18 protein-coding genes are annotated in these 21818 nt (G+C 60.7%); 2 read left to right on the top strand and 16 right to left on the bottom strand.

The window, feature by feature from the left end:
* The 15 genes from C7436_RS11430 to tssB form a co-directional block, all read right to left on the bottom strand.
* On the bottom strand, nt 1-584 hold a 584-nt coding region (locus C7436_RS11430), incomplete at its 3' end, for a type VI secretion system Vgr family protein (protein WP_121207925.1).
* Nucleotides 585-687: 103 nt separating this feature from the next.
* On the bottom strand, nt 688-4281 hold the full coding sequence (gene tssM / locus C7436_RS11435; RefSeq protein WP_121207926.1) for a type VI secretion system membrane subunit TssM: 3594 nt from the start codon (nt 4279-4281) through the stop codon (nt 688-690).
* Between the two features lie 27 nt (nt 4282-4308).
* Entirely contained in the window at nt 4309-5757 is a 1449-nt protein-coding gene (gene tssA / locus C7436_RS11440) for a type VI secretion system protein TssA (RefSeq protein ID WP_121207927.1), read from the bottom strand.
* An 11-nt stretch (nt 5758-5768) separates the two neighbouring features.
* Nucleotides 5769-6404, bottom strand: a complete 636-nt coding sequence (vasI, locus tag C7436_RS11445) for a type VI secretion system-associated protein VasI (protein ID WP_022991308.1) — start codon at nt 6402-6404, stop codon at nt 5769-5771.
* Nucleotides 6401-7966 (bottom strand): sigma-54 interaction domain-containing protein, encoded by a 1566-nt coding sequence (locus tag C7436_RS11450; protein WP_023008681.1) that lies wholly within the window; start codon nt 7964-7966, stop codon nt 6401-6403. Before C7436_RS11450 ends, vasI begins: the two co-directional genes overlap by 4 nt.
* Before the next feature lie 259 nt (nt 7967-8225).
* On the bottom strand, nt 8226-10913 hold the full coding sequence (gene tssH, locus C7436_RS11455) for a type VI secretion system ATPase TssH (RefSeq protein WP_121207928.1): 2688 nt from the start codon (nt 10911-10913) through the stop codon (nt 8226-8228).
* On the bottom strand, nt 10879-11700 hold the full coding sequence (icmH, locus tag C7436_RS11460; protein WP_121207929.1) for a type IVB secretion system protein IcmH/DotU: 822 nt from the start codon (nt 11698-11700) through the stop codon (nt 10879-10881). Before icmH ends, tssH begins: the two co-directional genes overlap by 35 nt.
* 3 nt (nt 11701-11703) lie before the next feature.
* Nucleotides 11704-13038 carry a type VI secretion system baseplate subunit TssK gene (gene tssK / locus C7436_RS11465; protein ID WP_014422964.1) on the bottom strand — a complete coding sequence of 445 codons (1335 nt, stop codon included), beginning with the start codon at nt 13036-13038 and terminating at the stop codon, nt 11704-11706.
* Nucleotides 13038-13571 (bottom strand): type VI secretion system lipoprotein TssJ, encoded by a 534-nt coding sequence (gene tssJ, locus C7436_RS11470; RefSeq protein ID WP_011787131.1) that lies wholly within the window; start codon nt 13569-13571, stop codon nt 13038-13040. Before tssJ ends, tssK begins: the two co-directional genes overlap by 1 nt.
* Nucleotides 13568-14878, bottom strand: a complete 1311-nt coding sequence (gene tagH, locus C7436_RS11475; RefSeq protein WP_121207930.1) for a type VI secretion system-associated FHA domain protein TagH — start codon at nt 14876-14878, stop codon at nt 13568-13570. Before tagH ends, tssJ begins: the two co-directional genes overlap by 4 nt.
* A gap of 17 nt (nt 14879-14895) precedes the next feature.
* The gene (tssG, locus tag C7436_RS11480; RefSeq protein WP_121207931.1) at nt 14896-15912 is read right to left on the bottom strand and encodes a type VI secretion system baseplate subunit TssG; all 1017 of its coding nucleotides are present in this window, start codon (nt 15910-15912) and stop codon (nt 14896-14898) included.
* The gene (tssF, locus tag C7436_RS11485) at nt 15876-17648 is read right to left on the bottom strand and encodes a type VI secretion system baseplate subunit TssF (RefSeq protein WP_121208309.1); all 1773 of its coding nucleotides are present in this window, start codon (nt 17646-17648) and stop codon (nt 15876-15878) included. Before tssF ends, tssG begins: the two co-directional genes overlap by 37 nt.
* Nucleotides 17649-17821: 173 nt before the next feature.
* Entirely contained in the window at nt 17822-18259 is a 438-nt protein-coding gene (gene tssE, locus C7436_RS11490; RefSeq protein WP_023010921.1) for a type VI secretion system baseplate subunit TssE, read from the bottom strand.
* Between the two features lie 3 nt (nt 18260-18262).
* Nucleotides 18263-19744, bottom strand: coding sequence for a type VI secretion system contractile sheath large subunit (gene tssC / locus C7436_RS11495; RefSeq protein ID WP_011787136.1), 1482 nt, complete (start codon nt 19742-19744; stop codon nt 18263-18265).
* A gap of 61 nt (nt 19745-19805) precedes the next feature.
* Entirely contained in the window at nt 19806-20303 is a 498-nt protein-coding gene (gene tssB, locus C7436_RS11500; RefSeq protein WP_121207932.1) for a type VI secretion system contractile sheath small subunit, read from the bottom strand.
* A gap of 272 nt (nt 20304-20575) precedes the next feature.
* Between tssB and C7436_RS11505 the strand changes: the two genes are divergently transcribed.
* A complete protein-coding gene (locus C7436_RS11505) occupies nt 20576-20836 on the top strand; it encodes an acyl-CoA-binding protein (RefSeq protein WP_011787138.1) in 261 nt (86 codons plus the stop codon).
* Between the two features lie 124 nt (nt 20837-20960).
* Nucleotides 20961-21275: a site-specific integrase gene (locus C7436_RS11510; RefSeq protein ID WP_011787139.1), complete on the top strand. Its 315-nt coding sequence runs from the start codon at nt 20961-20963 to the stop codon at nt 21273-21275.
* A 22-nt stretch (nt 21276-21297) separates the two neighbouring features.
* On the opposite strand, the gene C7436_RS11515 is transcribed toward C7436_RS11510, so the two are convergent.
* Entirely contained in the window at nt 21298-21744 is a 447-nt protein-coding gene (locus C7436_RS11515) for a hypothetical protein (RefSeq protein ID WP_031211189.1), read from the bottom strand.
* Nucleotides 21745-21818: the final 74 nt, after the last annotated feature.

The raw sequence follows: 21818 nt of genomic DNA on the forward strand, positions 1-21818 counted from the left end.
TTCGGGGCGTCGCCGTGGTGGTCAGCGAGAATTAACGCTGGTTGTTCTTCGCCATCCACGCTGCCGTGCTGGTAGCGGTAGTGCCAGCCTTCTTCGGCGGCCAGGCGTTCCAGGAACTGCAGGTCGGTTTCCCGGTGCTGGACGCAATATTCCCGTTCTTCCGGTGGGCGTTTGAAGTCGAAGATGGAGTCCACAATGCCCCGCTCTTCGAGCAGGGTGCGCACGATGGCGTCGGTGGTCTGGGTCTGGAAGATGCGGCTGTTGTGCATCAGGCCCAGGCGCCACAAGGGCGGCTGGATGACCACTTCGTAGCGGGTGCGGCGGTGGCCGGTGTCGCCCCGCATAAATTCGTTCACCACGCCGGTGAACCGGCGCAGGGGCTGGCCATCCTGCCACACCACCAGGTCTACCGGCTGTTCCAGTACATCGGCGGCGGCCACATCCGGGTCGGTGCTGGCCAGCTGCAACCGGCCATGGAACAGATCAGACAGCTGTTCGGTCAGCGCGAAGCCGACAACGACAAAGTGGTCCGAGGGGAATTCGCCTACACGGGCGGTGAACTGCAATCCGCTTGCCTGGGGCATGACTTCGATCCCTGAAGATTGAATGTATCCGTTTTCAGCCTGCGCCATCCGGGTGCCGGCTCCCGCCAACCCGGGCACACATACCCGGGCGACGGAACACAGTTTAATACAAGCTGCGGGGTATGCGGTACCCTGAGAGCAATTGCTCTGTGAACGGGTTGGTATTGCTGGCCGCGTGCAGGCGATAACGCATTTCCCCGTCATCCACCGTGAACTTCACGTCCACCGCATTGCTGCTGACACCGGTGATGTCCGCTTTACCCAGCAACCGGAACAGTGCCCAGGGACCGCTCTCGGAAATGCTCCGGGGCGAGCGGTTAACCTGAATCGGCACCAGCGTTACCCGGCTCTCTACGGTGTCCCGCAGGGTGTTCGGCCATACCAGCGGAATGCTCTGGCTGGGACCATGGGAGAACTCCACCAGCTGGCCATCGATGTTCACCACCGAGCGACGTTTATTGTTGCTGAGGTTCAGGGGTTCCAGCGCGAATTCCACATCCAGCGTACCGCTACGGGTGAAGAACGCCTGGCGAATCTGCCGGGCGCGATCAAGCGCAGCAACCACGTCCCGGCGCACCAGGCTGGCCCGGCGAGCATCACCCACATGTTCCGGATGGTCTTCCAGGAACAGCTTCAGGTTGTCGTTGTAGAAGGTTTCCAGAATACCGTCCGGCGCGAAGAAGCGCTCGAAGTCCTGAAGCGCGGCATCACGCCCTGCCCCCTGGGTAAACGGATAATGCCGGGCCAGGTTCTGCTGGAATGGCTGATAAACTTCGCGATACCAGTCACGCTCCAACTGGGCTACCGCACTGTCCAGAACCACCCGCCAGCTTTCGGTGGCCAGGCGGTTCAGTATCCGGTTGAGGGGTTCCGGCTGATGGCCGGCCATGCGCTGCAGGGTGAAGATAGGGTCGGCGCCCTGCAGGCCCATGCGGGCACGAGCGGCACTGAGGGCGGCTTTGCCGGTATCCGGGGATTCCTGGATGTTTCGTATGTATTCATGCAGCTCACCCACCACCAGCATGACTTCCTCCAGCCCAGACGGCTCCTCACCCTGCTTGCGGGTAAGCTGGTTCAGATCGCTGAACTGGCGCTCTATGTCCTGCAGCATGCGGTAATGGGGAGATTGCTCAAGCAACTTGCGTGCGGCTTCCGCTTCGCCTTCACCTACCGGAATCAGGCGAGTGTTTTCCCGCACCTGCGCCAGCAATCGGGCCAGTGGCTGATGGCCGCTGGTCAGGCTGTCGAGAATACGAACGCCGTGGTTGAGATCCTCAAACCGATGGATATCCAGCCGGCTCAGCGCTGTGCGCCAGGCCTCGGCATAGTGTTCGGCGTACAGCGTTTGCAGGCTGGCCAGCAGTTCGGCTTCATCGGCCTTGCTGAAATCGACATCATCCCTTCGGCCCAGCACCCAGGCGTCAATCAAGGCCAGTTCAGTGACCGATCCGGATTCCCGCAGGAACCATTTTTCAAGGCCCTCCCGGGTCAACAACGCCGGGATCGAGAGTGGATCCTCAGCAGACGGCACATCCTCGGCAAGCGGCTCGCCGTAACTGTCCAGGCGAGTGAACACGGTCGAGAACGCCGGGCCGGAGCTGCGGGCCAGTTCCAGTGGGGTCGGGAAATCACGGCTGGCCTCATTCTCCAGCTCGCGGTATACGCGGTCTGAGGTGCTGATACGACCAAGCTCGTGCTGTGCCCATTCAACACTGCTGCGGAAGGGCGCCAGAGCCATAGTGGCGGTTGGGTCGCCGTTGGCTGCCAGGTCCGACAGGTCGGTGTGGGCCATGGCGTATTGCAGGTGCCCATACAGGCGATTCTGCACATCGCGCTGGCCGGGGAAACGGGCCTGCCAGTATTCACGCATGTAACCGGACACGATGTCGGTACGGCGGCCGCTGGCATCGTAAAGCATCCGCAGCACGCGCAGGTGTTCGAGCCGCTCAGTGCTGTTATCCGGGGCCTGGCCCATTTCCTCCATCACACCAAACATCAGCGCAGGCAGGTATTGATAGGCCAACATGTTCAGGTAGGCCTTATCCACTTCCGGGCCCACCTTGTGCCCCTGGTACAGCCCCATATCGGTCACCAGCGGCCACTCCTTGCGGTAATCGCCGAAGGCCAGAGTGGCATCCCGCAGCTCATCCAGCGGTTGCAGCAGATTACGGCCGGTGGTGTCCGGCTCATAGCCAACCGGCTGCCAGTCGTTCAGATAGCTTTTCACTCGGTTTTCCACCTGGGCGGCCGCTTCGGCATTCTGGAGAAAATAGTGCTGCCAGCCCGCCGTCATGCCCGCACCGGCGGCCAGAGCCACCACGGCGGCAACGGCCACCCGACGATGACGCTGGCGCACCACCCGCCGGTTATCCCCGGCCAGGCCCGCCTCCGGATAGATGATTTCGGGGAACAGCCCCTTGGTGAACAGGCTCGCAGACTGGCCACCACGCTGGGCCGGCTGAATCGGGTCGGACATCTGGTAGTTCCGGGCAGCAGCGGAGACAAAGGCGTCCTCGGGCACACCTTCCTGCAACACCGAGGTGAAGTAGGTGCCGCGTACCAGTGCCGGTGTGGAGAAGGCATCCGCCGACAGCAAATCCGTCAGGAACTGCTCCATGGCCGGCTTCAGGCCCGCCAACTGGCGGGTGAACGAATAAGCCGCCGCCCGTTCTTCGTTATCACGGGTGTTGGCCAGCACGTCCGGCAGGCGTTCGGTGAGCTCATCCACCATATCGGCGTAACGCTCGGCAAACTGTTCCAGCCACTGGTCCTGATCCTGCTGGCCGTCCAGCCTGAAGGTGAACCCCAGGGCCTTGTCCTTCTCCGCCTTGCTGAGAGTACGGACAAACGGCGCAAATCCGTACATCAGATCCATCTTGGTGAAGGTTACATACACCGGCAGCCGGGACCCAAGCTGTTCCATCAGCTCCCGCAGGCGGGTGCGCAGCAGAATGGCGTGGGCTTCACGCTGTTGTTCGTTAGCGGCGCTCAGGCGCGCAAGATCCACAGCCAGGATAACGCCATTGAGTGGCCGCTGGGGCCGGCTGCGTTCCAGCCAGGCGATAAAGTGGTTCCACAGCCGGCTCTGGATTTCGCCGGTGGCGCCCTCACCCTGGTTCTGGCTCAACAGTTCGCCATCCGGGTCGATCAGGACACCGTTGTCGCCAATCCACCAGTCAAAACTGAACGGGTTACGGTCGCCACGGTTGTTACGGGTGACGTTGGTCAGGGTATAGGTTTGCCCGGCACGCTGAATCAGGCTGGTCTTGCCGGCATCTTCCAGGCCCATCACCAGATACCAGGGTAGACGGTACAGGCCCTTGCGACCCGGCAGATTGCTTTTCAACGCCTGCAGCTGGCGGTCCAGCAGCCGCTGTTGGCGACGCTCCATGGGCAGAATCGGGTCTTCCTGCTCCCGCTGCTCCTCGGCCTTGGCTTTGTTCACTTTGCCCAGGCGACGGGCCAGCATGGTGCCCCAGACCATCACCACCATCAGGACCACACCGAGGGTGACCAGAGCACGCATCTGCCAGGCCATCAACGGGTAGTCGCCGTTGATTTCCAGGCGTGGCCCCAGCCACCAGGTGGCTACCAGCAGGGCGATCACCCCCAGAGCCAGGGTGACGGGGGCGGCGCTGCGGATGTAGGGCAGAAGCCAACGACCAATGAGTAATGCTTTTCTCCACATGGTTTCCATTCCTGCGTTCGTTGCGTCTTGCGGGCGTTACGCCAGTCGTTCCAGTTGTTTTATAAGAGCCGGTTCCCAGTCATCGAGAACCCGCCCCTGGATCTGGTTTTTCAGATCCTGAATCTGTTCGGCGGCCAGGGCTTTCAGGCCGGTTTCCTTGAGCAGCCGGGCCGTGGCCAGGCGCCAGTAGAAGCGCTCGCGCGGCTCCCGGGCATCGGCCAGACCCTGCTCCAGCAGTTCCATGGCCGGCGCCAGTTTGTTCTGCCGCACCAGCTCAAGCGCACCGTCGAATGCCTGCTCCCAGGGGTTGGCACCTGCGCCCGTTCCTTTGCCAGCCGCGGGGGCTGTGTGCAACCAATCAGCACCATCGTCACTGAGAAACGGTGTGCCATCGTTGAAGGTGAGCTCGGCCAGTTGCGGCAGGCGGTCGACAAACGCTTTCAGGGCTTCCCGGATGGCCTCCGCGCAATCGGTATTGCCAAGGGCCATGGCCGCCCGGGCGCTGAGCCAGTGGCCATCGAGCCAGAACGGGCTGACCGACAGGCTTTGTTCAATGCGCTGCCACAGTTCCAGGTCCGGTGTTTTCTCCAGAGCTTCCTTGTACTCGGCCACCCGGTCTGCGCTGACGGCTGCCAGATCTGTGCGCTTGCCATCCCGGGTTGGCGGCAGGCTGGTGATACTCTGCCAGATGGCATACCGACGCATCCGGTAGCCCAGGGCGTTGTCCGGTTCGCTGCTGGTCAGCAGCTCGGCGACCTTGAGCAGACTCTGCCGGGTCGCACGCTCGTTACTCGGGTCCAGTGTCAGATTGCCCAGCGACGCGGCCGTAGTGTTGGAACTGGCCGAGCTGGAGGGCGATGAGCTGGCCGTGCTCTCCTGTTTGTTTGTCGGGGTGTTTTCAGACGCCGTCCGGGGCGCGGTGGCCTGGTCCGGCTTGGGCAGCTTTTCCACGGCCCGCTTCAGGTCGAACAGGGCGTCGTCAGGTAAATCCCGGTCTTTGGCCTGGGTATCCAGTTTCTCAACCAGATCCAGACAGAACTGACGACCATCTCCTACGCTGGCATCAAAGTTCAGGCTCTCAACCGCTTTAAGGGCCCGCTGCAGCATCTGCGTAAACAGCATCTTGCGAGCCCGCTGCCCCTTGGCACCGGGATAGGGCCACGCGTTTTCCCACCAGTCGTCCAGCACCCGATGCAGCAGGTACAGCGACAAGGCAAACCGTTCACCATCGCCGCCACGTTGCAGGCTGAGCATGACACAACCCAGAACCTTGATGTCCTTGCTGCGATCCGCCAGCAGTTTCAGTGCTTCGCTTTCAACCTTGTGCCAGTCGATGTCGTTGTGGGCCAGCGAGCCCACTTTCATGATCTCGTCTTCGAGAAACTCCAGCGTGCTGTCTTCAGCCAGGCTTTCGCCTACCCCGGTGTCACCCGGGATCGGGTTCAGTACCTGATCCACATAAGGATGCTGTTCAATCACCTGCATGCCATCACTCCTTACCAGCCACAGGCCTGGCGCAAAGGCTTGATCGCCTCAGCAAAGCCGTTGAGGTCAAACAGCAGGCCATCAAGCTCCCGAACCCCCGCCTGCAGGCGCACATCCGGCTGGTTGACCACATCCAGTACGGTGCGGATAGCGGGCAGGCCGCGACCGGCGCTGACCACCAAACCTTCATCCCGAACCCGCCAGTGTGCCCGATGGGGCCCCAGAGTTACGTCCACTCGCTCGCGATCCAGTGGCTCCGGCAGCATGATGGCCAGCTCGGTGATGTTGTTGTGGCACTGCAGCGACAGCACCGGGCGTGGAGGTTTTACCCCGAGCGCGGTCACCGTCACCAGATGACCCGCCGCGCTGCCGGTGTCGCGATAGACCACCCCGCCGGCATCGTTCCCGCTGGCCTGTGCAAACACCCGGCGCCAGCGCTCCGACTGGTTCACCAATGCCGGATGCTGGCCGGCCTCGTACTGCGCCAACGGCGTACCGAACACCTCATCAAAACAGGCCAGACGTTCCAGCCGGTTCGGTTGTTCAGTGCAGGCCCGGGCTTCCGCCAGGCGGGTATCGGCCCAACTGCTGGTACTCACCAGCAACAGGACCATCAAGGGCAATCGGTGCAGGTCTTTCAGGGTCATACGTCGGTTACCTGATACTTCAGACATTTATGGGCCAGTGTGCGTTTTGGCAGGCCCAGGCTTTCCGCGGCCTGGGCGCGATTGCCGCCATACTGGCGCAGACGTTCGCGGATGATGGCGGCCTCAAAGGCCTGGGCGGCGGCTTTCAGGTCTCGGATATCATCGGCCGGAGGTACGCCCGGGATGGTTTTGGCTTCCACGAAGGCCATGGTCGACTCCGGGGAGTCGGCAAACAGATCATCCAGGCGCAGGACTTCCGGCTGAATGTCGTCACCGGCCGGGGTCTGCAGACAGGCCAGTTCGATGATGTTGCGCAGTTCCCGGACATTGCCCGGGAAGTGGTAGTCGGCCAGCGCACTCAGGGCATGGCTGCTGATGCCCAGCGGGCCACTGCCCTCGCGCTCGGTGTAGAGCCGGATGAAGTGACGGCTGAGCGCTTCCAGATCTTCACTGCGTTCCCGCAGTGGCAGAACGCGCAGGGGAAACTGGCTGAGGCGGTAGAACAGGTCACGCCTGAACCGGCCATCCTCAATGCCCTCCTGAAGCGGCTGATGGGTGGCCGCCACCAGGCGGAAATCCGAATGTTGCTCTTCCCTGGCGCCCAATGGCCGGAACTGTCGGCTTTCCAGCACCCGCAACAATTTGGATTGCAGTGCCATGGGCATATCGCCAATCTCATCCAGAAACAGGGTGCCGCCGTTGGCCTGGGCCAGCAGGCCTTCTTTGGCCTGGTCGGCACCGGAGAAGGCACCCTTGGTGTGACCAAACAGTTCACTCTCCAGCAAGGTGTCCGGGATGGCGGCACAGTTGACCACCACCAGAGGCCCACTGGCACGGTCGGACATATCGTGGATGCCCCGGGCCACTACATCTTTGCCACAACCGGTTTCGCCCTGAATCAGCACAGACAGCTGGCTGCCAGCCGCTCGCACCACCTGGGCCCGGAGGTGGGTCATGGCTTCGGAATTGCCAACCAGGGTATAGGCTAACTGGCTGCAGCGCTGGCGCAGGCTTTCGGCATCGTGCAGGTGGTCCAGGGAGCGCTTGAGCAGCCGCCGTTGCCACACCTGGTCACGGGTTTGCAGCTGGCTGATCCATTGATGCACCAGCAGTTGCTTCAGGCCGCTGTACAGTGGCTGCGTAACGATGCCCTGCCAGTCAGGATGGTCGCCGCACAACACGAGCATGCCGAGGGTGCGGCCATCTTCGCCCTTTAATGGCTCCAGCCAGAAGCTTCTTGGGCGGCCACTAAGTTCCAGGAGCGTCTGGAAGCCGGCATGATCCAGGCGATAGCTGGCAGCACGGGTGAGTTCCCGCGGCTGGCCTGTCTGCAGCACGTGGGCAAAGGGGTGGCTGAAGTCGTTACAATCAAACTCGCCCGCTTCGTCCAGTTTGCTGCAGTGCAGGGTCCGGCCGCTGAGGTCGAGTTCCAGCGCCCAGCACTTGCTGAGCCCGAAGGCGCTTTCGAGTTGGCGGGTGGCGGTGTTCAACAGCGCTGGCAATGTGTCCTGTTTGATCAGTGCCACCGCCAGATCGATGCCGGTGTGCAGTTCCTTCTGCATCCGTCCCATTGATATCGTTCCTTCTTCATGGAGATCGCCGCCCGCACACCGTGGGGGATAGCTTTCCAAAACACGCTGTGAATACATCCCTGTAAGCTCCGCTCAGCCCCTCACTGCTTACTGCTCCTGCGTCGCAGTGAGGGTCCTGTCTTGGCCATCCCTGGCCAACCCGTGAAGGGCTTTCGCCCTTCACCCATGGCTCCGCAGGGTTTTGGAAAGCTATCCCCCACGGTGCGCTACGATTCAGTCAGCCCGAAAGTCAGGCGACTGTGCCCGTGAACTTGTTTTCAGTAACCCCAAGCGTCACCTTCGTCACTGGCTCCCTGGCCGCCAGTTTTTCCAGCAGCGCCAACGACACCGGTGGCAGCAGTTCGCCTTCGATGATCGACTCCAGCATCCGCGCGCCGTTTTCACTTCTGGTGGCGCGGCTGCGAATGGCTTCGACCAGACCGTCTTCCAGTTCCACCTCGGTGTGGTAACGAGTTTGAATCTGGTCAGCCAGGCGCTGGAGTTTGTCGCCGACGATGCGGTTGAGAGTGTCTTCACCCAGCGGCAGGTAGGGCACCACTTCCATCCGCGCGAGCAACGCCGGCTTGAAGAAGTTGGCCAGTTCCGGGTACAGGGCTTCTTCGATCTTCTCCGGCTCTTCGGCGTGGTTGACGATGGTCTGGAAGCCGAGGTTGGAGGTCAGGAAGAAGACCACGTTCTTGCAGTCGATCAACCGGCCTTCACCGTCGGCCAGTTCGCCTTTGTCGAAAGCCTGGTAGAACAGGTTAAGCACTTCCGGGTGGGCTTTTTCGACTTCGTCGAGCAGCACCACGGAATAAGGCTTCTGGCGGATGGCTTCGGTGAGGATGCCGCCTTCTCCGAATCCGACGTAGCCTGGGGGCGAGCCGATCAGGCGGGAGACAGCGTGTTTCTCCTGGTATTCGGACATGTTGATGGTGGTGAGGAACTGGCGGCCGCCGTAGAGCAGTTCAGCCAGTTGTACCACGGTTTCAGTTTTACCCACACCACTGGGGCCCACCAGCAGGAAGGCACCCATGGGGCGACCCGGGCGGCGCAAGTCGGCGCGGGCGGTGAGCAGGTGCTGGTGCAGGCAGTCGATGGCCGTGTCCTGGCCTTTGATATGGGCCTGCAGGTACGCAGGCAGATGGGTGATTTTTTCCAGCTCGTCGGTGGTCATGCGATTAACCGGGATGCCGGTCCAGTCAGCGATGACTTCGGCTACCTGACGGGCGTCCACCCGGGCGTGTACCAACGGTTCGTCGGCCTGGAGTTCGGCCAGTTCCTGTTCGATGGCGGAGGCTTCGCTTTTCAGGTCCGGGCGTTCTTCGTGATCGCTCTCGGCCATCTCAACAGCAGCGTCATCGGCGGTTTCGCCCTCGACATCCTCCGCCAACAGCTGTTCACGGATCTCGACCAGTCGGGCAACCAGTTTCCGCTGGTCGTCCCAGCTTTGTTCCAGTGCTTCAGATTCGGCGGTCAGGTCAGCAATTGTCTGCTCGAGGGCCTGTTCGCGCTCGGCATCCACGTTCTGGCCAAGCGTGTGTTCCCGGCTCAGAAGCTCCTGTTCCATGGCCAGCTGGTGCAGTTCACTGCGCACATGGCTGAGACGGCGTGGCGGTGTACTCAGGTTCAGGCTGACCCGGGCGCAGGCGGTATCGAGAACATCGATGGCCTTGTCCGGCAGCTGGCGACCGGCCAGGTAACGGGCGGACATTTCTGCGGCGGCTTTGAGGGCGCTGTCGGCGATCAGGACCTGATGGGCTTTTTCGTAGACCGAGCGCAGGCCACGGAGGATGTGGACTGCTTCGCCCGGCGTTGGCTCGTCCAGGGCCACCGGTTGGAACCGGCGGCTGAGCGCCGGGTCTTTTTCGAAGTATTTCTTGTACTCGCGCCAGGTCGTGGCAGCAATGGTGCGCAGTTCGCCACGGGCCAGGGCTGGCTTCAGCAGGTTGGCAGCGTCGGAGCCACCTTCGCTGTTACCCGCACCGATCAGGGTGTGAGCTTCGTCGATGAACAGGATGATCGGGGTCGCCGAACCTTTTACGGCTTCAATTACGCCCTTCAGGCGTTTTTCAAACTCGCCCTTCACCGAGGCACCAGCCTGCAGGGCACCCATGTCCAGGGTCCAGAGTTCGACGTTCTTCAGGCGGTCCGGCACGTCGCCGTTGACGATGCGCAGGGCCAGGCCCTCCACCACGGCGCTTTTGCCCACGCCAGCGTCGCCCACCACGATGGGGTTGTTCTTGCGGCGACGGCAGAGGATATCGATCATCTGATCGATCTCGGCATCGCGACACACCACGGGGTCCAGTTTGTCTTCCCGGGCCAGCTTGGTGAAGTCGGTGGCGTAACGTTTGAGTGGGTCCATATCGGCTTCAACCGCTGGCCTGGCACCACCGCTTTCCAACAGCTGCGGACGCTCCACGGAACCCTCGGTTACCCGATCAAACTGCTTGCGCAGCTGTTCCCGGTTGATGTCCACCAGCGGCTGCGCCACCCGGGGCATCAAGTAGCGGTCGGCGTTCATCAGCAGGGCCAGGAACACCGCGCCGGAACGCAGTTCGGTATGGCCGAGTTCGGTCGAGGCCAGCAGCCAGGCGTCCTGCATCAATTCTACCAGCAGCGGCGAGAACGACGGATACGGTTCGGCGGTCTGAGGTTCGCCGTTCAGGCTGTCACCCACCACGGGTTGCAGTTGCTGGTGGTTGATGCCGGTGTGTTCCAGAATCTGGCGCACATCGGAGAAGGGCGTTTCCAGCAGTTTGAACAGCAGGTGCGCCGGGGTAATCTCGGCGCCCTGACGGCTGATGCACAGGGCCGCGGAGGCTTCCAGAGCCTGGCGTGAAATGTCGTTGAGGCGCCCGATCAGCGCCGGCAGTTCTACCCGAATCACAGTGATGTCCTTATTTCGGTAGTTGTTCCAGAACGCTGAGCACATCCCTGATGCGTTCGTTCAGCGCCATGTTATAGAGCGAATAGATCCCGGCCATGGCCGCCACAAACAGACCACCAATACCCCACAAGGGCAGGCCGCTGCGCAGTCGGTTGCGGGCCGGCATCAGGTTTTCCGTGGCATCGGCCAGCGGCCGGTTGTCGCGGTCGCCACGCAGTTCGCGAAGCTGGTCATAGAGGCCACGAACCACCTGTTCGTATTCGTCCCGCCCGTTTTCCATGACCTTGTAGCGACCCTCAAAACCCAGACACAGGCACAGATAGATGAACTCGAGCATGTCCCGGTAACGAGTCGGCTCTTTTTCCATGCGGGCCAGGATGGCAAATACCTTTTCGCCACCCCAGGTTTCGTTATGGAATCGGCTGAGCAGCGAATGCTGAGACCAGACGCTGTGGGCGCCCCAGTCGGTACCCAGCACAGCCTCGTCGATGAAGGCGCAAAGCACGTAGCGGTAGGCCACCACCGTGGGGCGCTCATAGCCCTGCTCCACCAGTTCCCGGTCAACGGCGGCGACTTCGTCCACTACCTGCTGGTACAGGGTTTCCACCTCGCGGAAATCCGCCAGTCGCCGCACCCGAATAACCAGTCCCAGCAGCGGGGTGGCGGCGTCAATCAGCCGGTTGTCTTCCAGGCCACGAAGCTGGAAGCTGCTGTCATCGGATTCAACCGGCGACTGTCCGGTGCCGCTATCGGCAAACAAAAGGTCGCTGAATGCACGATCACCCGAATCCCTGGTGTTGTCTGGTCTGTCCATTACCGGTGCATCTGCCATGATTTAGCTCCTGATTGCCCAGAATTGCATCTCCAGCCCCGGGAAGCTGCCCGCCACGTGGAAGGCAAATCCACTGGCGTTGTCCAGCATCTGCCAGGCCTGGCTTTGATCGTCCAATCGGAAATACACAAAGCCGGCGTGGTAGGGCAACTGACGCGGGGCCACCGGAAGTGCCGACAGTGGGATGCCCGGCAGCTGGAGGCTGATGAGATCCCGAATCTTCTCCACAGAGGCCACCTTGCATTGTTGAACAAACTGTTTGCGCAGGTCGTCCAGTGGCATGTCGGCTTTGACCGCCAGAATGAACTCGGCGTCGTTCATCAACTGGCCATCCTGAACCGGCGCGACGGTGAGTCCGTACTGGCGCTGCTGCAGGGCAATCGACAGCGCCCGGGGTTCCAGGACCGTGCTCAACGCCTGCCGCAGAATCTGCATCAGTGGGCTGAAACAGCCTTCCGGCAGATCGTGGTCGTAAGGGGTGAATTCCCTTGGCAAACGGCTTTCATCGGTAAAGGTGACCAGCTCGCCGCACAGCTCCAGAAGCGCTTCGTACAAACGCTCCGGGTGCAGCTGACGCAGCCGTGCCAGGTGCATGAAACGCGGGTGAGCCCGGTTCAGCATCTGCAGCAGCATGAAATCCGACACATCGGCGACACCACCCTGACCGGGCGCGCCCACCCGTTCGGCAATGTTGCGGGCCCGTTCCTGCATCAAACCCGCCATTTCGCCGACAAAGCGCTGAAGCCTTGGCGCCGAGCGCACACTGAGCATGGTCGGCAGGAAGTTCGGGTCCATCACCAGGCTGCCATCGGGACGTTTTTCCAGAATCCGGCCAATGGCCAGTGCCGCATAGGCACTGCGATCTTCCCGCTCCAGCATCAGGCGCGGAGCCACCCGCCCCACGTCGATGGTGTGAGCATCGCCGTCGATGGAATGCAGATCTCGCACTTCCACCGGCTGCGCCTGGAACCGGCCGGCCACGGGCGCTTCCGGCCATTCGACTTCGGCCAGGCTATCGCTGCCCAGAGGTAAAGCCAGATAGACCACCTGATTGGCCACCGAGGCATCGGTGATCTCCAGCGGCTCCGGCATCACATCGTCCTGAGGCAGGTTGAACCGCGTTCCGTCCGGAAACAGTCCGGAGGCCCGCACCAGTCCGACCCGACCAAAGCTCAGGTATTCGGCATTGAGCTCCAGATCACTGAACCCGAACAGGTAGTCCGAGACGGCCAGAGCCCGCTCGTTAATCTGGTGTTCCAGATAGCGTTGCTGTTGCTGGAAGTGCTGGGGTTTGATGAACAGCCCATCACTCCAGACCACTCGATTCGTGACTGCCATTAGCTTTCATCCGACCGTCTGAGTTGCACTTCACGTTCGCGCAGGTTCACCAGCAGGTGATACCGTCCGCCAATCGGGTCGACCTTCACCACTTTTTTCCACTGGGACAGGTTCGGGTAGGCGTAAAAGGCAATCACAGCGATGTAGCGGGTATCGGTACTGACCTCAAACGGCTCGACAAATTTGAACTGGCCGGGCACGAGGCTGTAATCGCTATGGTCCACGTAGTTCTGGCCCAGAGAGTCCTCCAGGTCGTTCAACAGCTGGTCGAAATCGCCGGCCATCAGCAGCGAGCTGTCCCGCAGTTCAATCACCTGAAACGCAATGGGGGTGGGTGCCAGGGATTCATTCGGGTTCACGTTCGGTTCCGCCAGCATGGTCAGATCCACCCGGCTGGGCAGATCTTCCGGGTAACCCACGGGAATATCGGGATCCCAAAGCACCTTGGCGGTCTTTGTCACCGCGTTGTAGGGGGTGCTACACCCCGCCAGAATCAAAGCAACAACCAGCAAGCTCCATTTGCAGTACTTCACAACAGTTTCTCCCTCTGTAATTGGCGCAAGTGTTGGTCGTAAGCCTGGTCGAACACTTCCTGGAACAGGCGTTCGAAACCCTGCTGACGACTGGATTTCAGTTCACGGTAATAGTGTTGGTACATATCCCAGGCCCAGCGGCCCTCGTCTTCGTTGTCCTGCAAACCACGGCGATAGCCGTGAAACCGGCGCAACAAGGCTTCCGGTGAGAAGGCGTGCAGAATGGCTTCCAGCGCCTCGCGAATGGCTTCCCGGGTGGCCTGCTGGTGGTGATTCAGGCTTTCCAGACTCTCACGGACAGCGGCGGGGGCCGACAGATGCACCGGGCTGCGCTGGGCGGCAAACAGGGTCTGAATGGTGTCCGGATAGTCGTTGGCCAGCCGCAGCGGGTTGTCCTCAATGGGCTGCAAGCGGGTGCGCAGCGCCTGGTGACGGCTGTCTTCGCCCTGATGCAGCGCCAGTAATCCTTCCACCGTTGCCTTCAGGGTCTGGCCGGCTTCCTCCAGAAACAGCCGCATTTCGTCGCTGTCGGCAAAATCAATATCCGCATCCAGCCCCCGGAGCAGTGGTGCACCACTGATGTGCTGGCGGCTGACCTCCTGCATGTTTCGTGTCGTTTCGGACATTCCCTGTCGTTCCTTATGCTCGCGTTGTGGGGTGACCGGCAGGCCCATGGCCACATCCCGGTTCTCCCGGTACTCATCGCTAACCTCAGCCGAACGGGCAAACCAGGCCTGGTCGCTGGCCAGCAGCTCGGGAGCCTCCTCGTCCGGGCGCGCCGGTTTTTGCTGCCAGGGCGCCAGCGGATCACAGCTGACCGGATCGCCGGCTGCCGGCTGCAAGCCCTCCAGAGGCTCGCGACCTTCAGGCCGGCTCTGTTCGTTGGCGGCATGCCGTAAACCACTCTCGGGCGCATCCACCAGGCCGTGATCTTCGCGTGCGTCGTGGTCGGTTTCACCGACAGCCGCCGGTGCGCCGGAGAGCTCGGCCCGTATCTGGTAGCGGCCAATGGTCACGGTGTCGCCGTGGCTCAGCCGGGCACGACGGCCCCGCCCCACAGGCTGACTGCTGCTGTTGATGTAGGTCCGGCCACTGCGATCAATCAGGCAGAAGCCACCGTCCAGGTAACGCACCTCGGCATGGCCGGCGACAGCGCCGGTACGGTGAGGCGAAAGCTGCCAGCTGTCGCTGGCCGCGGTGCCGATGGAACCGCCACGGGTTCCGAAGCTATGTTCAATGCTGGCGCCACCACCGGTTTCCGTCGGGTTGGTGATCACTAATGTCAGTTCTGCTGCTTGTTGTGCCACGTCTCCGGCTCCCTGCCCTAACGTCTGATCTGTATCCGCACCGCCGGACGCTCACGGGCCCGGTCCGGTGTTACGAAGGAATTCCAGCCCAGGCGAACATCCTCGCCCAGTTGCATGGGGCGAATATCCTTGGGCCGCATTTGCAGCTCCAGGTCATAGGCCAGTTGCTCCCGGGTAGCGAACTCCACCAGTTTGACCAGGCGCTGGTGATCCCGGCCATTGGGCAGAAAATCCGCAAACCGCTGCCGGGTCAGATTGCGCAGCCGGAGAATGAACTTGCCGCTGCGATCCCGGATGCGCGAACCCACCAGCGTGTCTTCGCCCAGGGTGGCGTTGGCCCTGCCCAGCGAGGTTTGCTGATCCCGGGCGATGTCCACTTTGCGCAGTACCCACTGTTCGATGCTGACGTCGTCCAGGTCAAAACAGTGGCCGATGATGCCGCTGACCACTTCCGGTGACCGGCTCCGGCCCGCCATCAAGCCGGCATAGGCCAGCATCTTGGACCAGTTCACCGGTGTCGCTTCCCGCAGCCGACTGTCGCCCAAACCGGTCAGGGCAAACACCAGCTCCGAAAAACCGTCGCTGGCCCCGGGCTGAAAGCGGATGTAATACCGGTATTTGCGCCAGGCCCGATGGAAGAGGGTCACCAGCCGGTGATTAAAAAAATCCAGAAAATGCCGACGAACACCGAGATTCTGCCCCGCTTCCCAGGCCAGATCTTCCAGGTAGTAACCGGGCAGTGGCGACTGGGAGCCGTGAAGCCCCAGGAAGCTGACTTCCATCTGATAGGGGGCGTGCTCATGCTCCGGCGACAGCGCCGACACCACGTCACTGCCGGGAAACCCCAGGCCGGCCGAGGCCGAGAACCGGATGCGTTCCTGGCGGGGCTGATCGTGACCGCCACGCTCCAGGTCGTCTCCATGGTGCCGGTGAATCAGATCCACCAGCTGAAAAAAACTGTATCGCCGCGCGTTGCCGAGAACGGGTTCCAGCCCGGCTACATCAGCGGCTGCTGACCTTGCTGTAACGTCCATGTATACCGTTCCTGATTGTCTGTATTCACCACTTCCAGTTGGTGAAAAGCATTGATACTCGCGTAAAGCGCAAAAAACTGACTCAACACCGTGCCGAACAGGTAGAGGTCACCTTCACTGGCAAACCCATGCTGATCCAGCTGCAGCTCTGAGCGGATACCGCGCACTGGCAGCCCGCGAATCATGCGGTCAACCGGCTTGGTGGTGATGCCCGTGATACCGGCCAGCCGCTTCTGGGACACCCGCTCAGCCTGTCGGTCGACGAGGGCCCGGAAGTCATACACTCGCAGCACGGTGCGCAGGGCATCCACATCCAGCATCGACAGGTAGTTCAATGACAGGTTGGATATCAGCGTCCACAACAGGCTGCCATCCAGGGTAGGCCGCAGGGTCGCCGTCGGGCGCGTGATATTGCTGAATGCGGCAAAGGCCGGTGTACTCTCGGTGGCCATGCACACTTCCCCGACGGCCAGTTGTTGTGGCAACTGGCGATTGGTGCACGTGAGCGTGAGCGAGACCGCTTCCTGACGATTCAGACATTCGGTTTCATCACCACGAACAAAGGAAATGTAGTGATCAAAACCATCCCCACGCACGCTCTCCCGGGTACGTACCCGGTAGTACAGGGCGGTGCGGCCCCGATCCCGCTCCACTTCATGCTGGAAACTCTCAAACGCCGTGTAGATGCGCGGCTCGCCTCTACCGGAACGACCTTCCAGCCAGCCCTCAACCTGCTCGATACTGAACACCTCGTAGTGTTCCGGGCAGCGGCTGGAGGGTGAAATACGGTATTCAGTCTGGCGACCGTTCAGGTCTACCGGCTCGCCTTCGTGGCTGAACAGATTAACCGCGGGGGTGCAGTACAACTGCATGGAGTCGCGGGTTACCCGGGTGTCCGGGGGCAAAATGCGGCTGAAGTGGAAACGCAGACTGATCTCATCAGCCTGCACCGCTGGCAACCGGGATTTCAGGCCGGTGATGTCAACAAACCGGAAGGCCTCCGGAAAACTCAGGTACTCCTGGATAATCCGGTAGCCGGCATAAGCATTCTTGGGATAAGGCAGGATCGCCTCGTCTGCCGCAAAGCCAACCGGCTGCAACAGGGATGAAGGCAGACTGACCACACGGTCGCTCACCACCAGCTCCATACGGCTGAGGTAATGGTTTAACCACAGATACAGGGTCTCTGCCGTGTGGTTGTCGCCCCCCAGGTAAAAACGCAGATTTTCCAGGCCAATGCCATTCAGTGGCTGGTCCGTATGCAGGGCCAGGTCTACGGTCACGGAGGAAACCTCCCGTGAGTGCTCGGCATTGGCATCGGCCACACTGATCGGAAAAATATCCACCGACCGGCAGGTGCGGAACCGGCATTGGGTCTGGCGGCTGGCGTCGCCCAGGGGGCGGCTCTTGATCTCGGTATGACGATCAACAACCTGACGTTCACTGATGGCATGCAGCTGTGGATCAAAGCGCATGATGGTGCAGCTGGGCACTGGCCGCAGATAATTGGGCCAGAGCATGTTCAGCAGCGAATGAGTCAGCTCCGGAAACTCGTCCTCAACTTTTTCCCGCAGTTTGCCGGTCAGGAAGGCGAAGCCTTCCAGCAGCCGTTCTACGTCCGGGTCGGTGCTCTGTTCGGATAGAAAGCGGGTGAGCTGCGGGTGGGCTTCGGCAAATTCCCTGCCTTGCAACCGCAGAAAGCTCAACTCATCCCTGTAAAAGCGATTTAACTTCATCGTTACTGCACCACTAGTCTGGCCCCGAGCAAGGGTGTGGTTGGCCTTTCCAAAAGACGCTTCAAGCCCATCCATGGGGCGCTTGAGCTCCGCCATCCATGGCTCCGCGCACTTTTGGAAAGGCCAACCACACCCTCGCTCTCATCCTTGCCTGCAGAATACTACCCATGACGCTAGATCACGCGGTAGTACCGCTTATCATCCAAAACCAGGTCTATGGTCGTCCGATCATCGCTTCCTGCAACGTTCAGGTAGACCGTCACCTGGAACTTCAACTGCAACGGGTCCGGGCCCGGTGGCATGGCCACCACATCCACCCGCTTAACCCGCGGCTCAAACTTCTCGATGCACTGACGGATGGCCCCGCGGATCTGGATGCTCAGGTCATGAGTGCCCAGCGTGGCGTCGTTGAAATCCAGCAAGCCAAGATCCGGTGCGCTGCTGCTGTTGCCCGGGTGGGCGTTCAGCAGTCGCACCAGGTGGCGCTTGATGGATTCCACCACATGGGTGAACTCGCCCATGCTCTGGCCCGCGGGAGCGGCAGCCTGTTCAAGCCGTTCAAACAGGCTGCCGGTGTTGCGAACGCCGTCAGTGCCGGTGCCGCCAAACACGGATTAATCCTTGTCCAGTCGGCCAACCAGCGAGAGTTCAAAGTTGGCGCCCATGTATTTGAAGTGCGGACGCACTGCCAGGGAGACCTGGTACCAGCCCGGATCGCCTTCTACATCGGAGACTTCCACTTTCGCGGCACGCAAGGGGCGGCGGCTGCGGACGTCTGCAGGCGGGTTTTCCTGGTCGGCCACGTACTGGCGAATCCAGGTGTTCAGTTCCCGCTCCAGATCCTGACGCTCTTTCCAGGAGCCGATCTGCTCTCGCTGCAGCACCTTGATGTAGTGGGCCAGGCGGTTCACGATCATCATGTACGGCAACTGGGTACCCAACTTGTAGTTGGTTTCCGCTTCCTTGCCTTCCTTGGTGTTCGGGAACTGCTTGGGCTTCTGCACCGAGTTGGCGGAGAAGAACGCGGCGTTATCGCTGCCTTTACGCATGGTCAGGGCGATGAAACCTTCTTCCGCCAGCTCGTATTCGCGACGGTCGGTAATCAGCACCTCAGTCGGAATCTTGGCTTCCAGCTGACCGAAGGACTCGAAGGTGTGCACCGGCAGATCTTCCACCGCACCACCACTCTGGGGACCAATGATGTTCGGGCACCAACGGTACTTGGCGAAGCTCTCGGTCAGGCGTGTGGCCAGCAGGTAGGAGGTATTGCCCCACAGGTAATGCTCGTGGTCACCGGAGACATCTTCCTTGTAGTTGAAGCTGCGCACCGGGTTTTCAGTCGGATCATAAGGTACCCGCAGCAGGAAGCGCGGCGCGGTCAGGCCCAGGTAACGGGCATCTTCGGACTCACGCAGGGAACGCCACTTGGCGTATTTCGGGCCTTCGAAAACGGCACTCAGCTCTTTGATGGCCGGCAGTTCCTGGTAGCTGTCGACGCCGAAGAACGACGGTGCAACCGAGGACAGGAACGGCGCGTGGGACATGGCGCCAACCGACGATACGTACTGCAGCAGCTTCATGTCCGGCGTTGATGGGCTGAAGGCGTAGTTGCCGACAATCGCGCCCACCGGCTCACCACCGAACTGACCATACTCGGCCGCATAGATGTGCTTGTAGAAGCCGGTCTGGGTCACGTCCGGAGCAAATTCGAAATCTTCCAGCAGTTCGGTCTTGGTGGCATGGAGGATATCCACCTTGATGTTCTCGCGGAAATCGGTGCGATCCACCATCAGTTTCAGGCCACGCCAGGACGATTCCAGTTCCTGCAACTTGGGCGCGTGCAGAATCTCATCCATCTGGGCGCTGATTTTGCGATCCAGCTCGACCACCATCTGGTCGACCAGCGCCTTGTTGACCGGCTGGCCTTTTTCATCGCTCTTCAGCAGGTTGGCAATAAACGTGGCCACCCCTTTACGGGCAACATCGTAGCCTTCATCGGCCGGCGCCATACGGCTGTTGGCCATGACCTGGTCAAGCAGAGAGCCTTCTGCTACGGATTCGGAGGCAGCAGATTGCTGCACAGCAGTATCAGACATACCACATCCCTTCAGTACGTGATTGATAATCGATGTAGGTTACCGGGTTCCGGTGTTGCGATTACTCGCCGTCGTCGGTGGCCAGCTCAAGTTCAGCCAGCAGCTTTTCCCGGGCGTCGTCGTTGTCCAGCAGCTCCTGCAGCTTGGAACGGAACGAAGGCACGTTGCCCAGCGGGCCCTTGAGGGCAACCAGGGCTTCACGCAGCTCAATCAGCTTCTTGAGCTCAGGGACCTGGCGGGCAATGCTGTCCGGAGAGAAGTCTTCGAGACCCTGGAATTCGAGATTTACGGGGAGGTCGTCGGCACCGTCTTCGAGCTTGTTGGAAACACTGGTGGAAAGCGTCAGACCCGCTTCCTTCATGACAGAACGGAAGTTGTTCTTGTCGACGGAAATGGCCTTACGGTCTTCAATGGGGGTTTCTTCAGCGTGACCCTTGAAATCACCAACCACGAACATCTTCAGTGGTAGTTCGGTTTCGGCCTGCTGATCGCCTGTGGCGGGGACATACTTGATATTGATGCGCTCTTTCGGCGCAACGGAACCGTCTTTGGCAGACATGGCGTGCTCCCTGTGCAAGTCATTTGCAATTGTATCGATCCTTGGTGTCTGCCCTCCTGGCAGACAACGCGTAAAACTGTACACAGGTCACCCAGGGTTCTCAAGCAAAAATTGGCCAGCGATGGCTCAAAATGTGTGCTTGGGCAAACTTTTGCCAGATTGCCAGGGCGACCGGAAAACCGCTATTTCGGTCAATGACGCCAACCAGCCCCGTCGCTATACTGCCGGCATACTTGAATGGAAAAAAACCACCAACACCACGGAGACACAACATGAGTGACCTGAAAGCGAAATTCGAAGAAGCGGTAAACTACATCCAGACCGCGGAAGGCGACTTCAAACCTTCCAACGAGTTGAAACTGGAATTCTATGCCCTTTACAAGCAGGCCACCGAAGGCGATGTCAGCGGCAAGCGTCCGGGCATGATGGATTTTGTTGGCCGGGCCAAGTACGACGCCTGGGAGAAACTCAAGGGCATGTCCAGCGATGACGCCATGCAGCAGTACATCGACAAACTTGAATCCCTGAAGTAACGCCCCTGCCCCGCCGCCATTCCGGCCGCGGGGCACCGCACCCGCCAAAATTTTGCGCCGTTCAAACGTTTGTCATATGATGCGCGCAACATAACAAAAACAAGCTTTTGAACGAGTACACACCATGGACATTACCGAGGCCCTGGAGCAATCGCGCCCAGGCATGATTGGCCAGGTACAGGCCGCCATCCGCAAACGCGAACTGAATCAACGCGCCGAGCAAACCTATCTGCACTGGATCAGCCGGTTTGTGCTGTTTCATGATCTTAAGGATCCGGACAACCTGGCCGAAGAGGATCAGAAGCTGTTCCTGACCTATCTGAGTGAAAAGATCCGGGTATCCCGGGCCCGACTGAATCAGGCCAGTCAGGCTCTGAGCTTTTTCTACGAAGATGTGCTCGGCAGGCCCGCTGCTGCAGCGGATTCAGCCGCTGCCTGAGGCCGAGTAGCGGGGCCGATGTTTAACGACCGGTGAGATTGGTATTCAGGGTATCGTAGGTACGGTTCTCGGGTGGCCGGATCACGTAATTGTTGCCGTGGCTCTGGCCCGGTATCACTTTGGGGTTACTGAAACGGATCTCGACGGGAATCTCGGAACGGCCCAGATCGGTTCGCGGGTCTCTCGGCTGCAGGGCCAGCGGGTCCAGATAGAAATCGTCATCCGTTGCCTGCTGCACCGGTACCCCGGCCGCCGGCGCTGCCAGCCCGCCCTCAATTACGGTATTGGCCAGCTCCTCTTCCGCGACCGAGCGAAACGGAATGGTGTCGATAGTGGAGCGCTCTTCGTACTCAAACGCGGCGTCATCGTCACTCTGGGCATAGGCAGGCAAGGCCGTCAGCAGCATCAACGGCAACGCCAGCAACGCTGCCCCGGCTCGTTTTTCCTCTGTCTGTTTCCTGACATTCATGGCGCTCATCCCAACCCTAGCCGATCATCCATTTGCCCTGACGGGTGACAATATTTGATCAGTCTATCGCCAAA

It is taken from the genome of Marinobacter nauticus (assembly GCF_003634635.1).
Classification (GTDB): Bacteria; Pseudomonadota; Gammaproteobacteria; order Pseudomonadales; family Oleiphilaceae; genus Marinobacter; species Marinobacter nauticus.